Here is a 699-nt window from a genome sequence, read left to right as displayed (position 1 = left end):
CCAACAACTCCGCGAACGTGAAAGTCCCTGTGGGCCGGTCGTTCTTGCCCAGCAGGTACAAGCGCTTGACGGCGGCCAGGATGCCCTCGGCGATCGCGTCACGGGTGTGGGTCGACAGCAGCAGGCCCCGATCGTGGGGATTGGTGATGTAGCCGATGTCGACCTGAACGGTGGGCATCCGGGTCAGCCGCAGCAGATCCCAGGTCCGGCCGTGGGATCGGCAGTCGCGTAACCCGGTGCGGGCCACCACTTCCCGCTGGATGAAGTCGGCAAGGTTGCGGCCGATGGTCGACACCGAACCGTGCGAATTCCCGAAGTGGAACGAAGCTACCCCGTTGGCGGAGGGGGAGCGCTGGCTCTCACACCGCAGGCTGATCATCAGATCGGCGCCGACCCGGTTGGCGGTGGCGGCACGCTCGGGATCCAGTGGGCTGCGATTGGCCGGCCTCGAGATGAACGTCTCCATGCCGATCGCTGTCATCCGGCCTTCCAGCCGACTTGCCAAGTCCCACAGGATGTCTGCTTCGCTGATCGGGCCGTCGGGCCCGTGCATGATCATGCCGTGGTCTGCTCCGCCGCGGCCCGGATCGATGATCACGTGCTTACCCGACAGCTGCGGGCCGGAGCGGCGTACCAGCTCCTCTTCCCGGATCGCGTGCGGCGACCCACCGGTCACGCGCGAACCCAGGAAGTACAACG

General features: G+C 66.5%; 1 protein-coding gene. It reads right to left on the bottom strand.

The features are described from left to right. Positions 1-699, bottom strand: a 699-nt coding sequence (locus RNC47_RS36070; protein ID WP_311605075.1) for an N-acetylmuramoyl-L-alanine amidase family protein, incomplete at both ends; no start/stop codon positions are given.

The sequence above is a fragment of the Streptomyces millisiae genome, from assembly GCF_031845425.1.
Lineage (GTDB): Bacteria > Actinomycetota > Actinomycetes > Streptomycetales > Streptomycetaceae > Streptomyces > Streptomyces millisiae.
The sequence above is the reverse complement of the archived record's forward strand: the minus strand, read 5'-3'. Positions and strand labels throughout refer to the sequence as shown.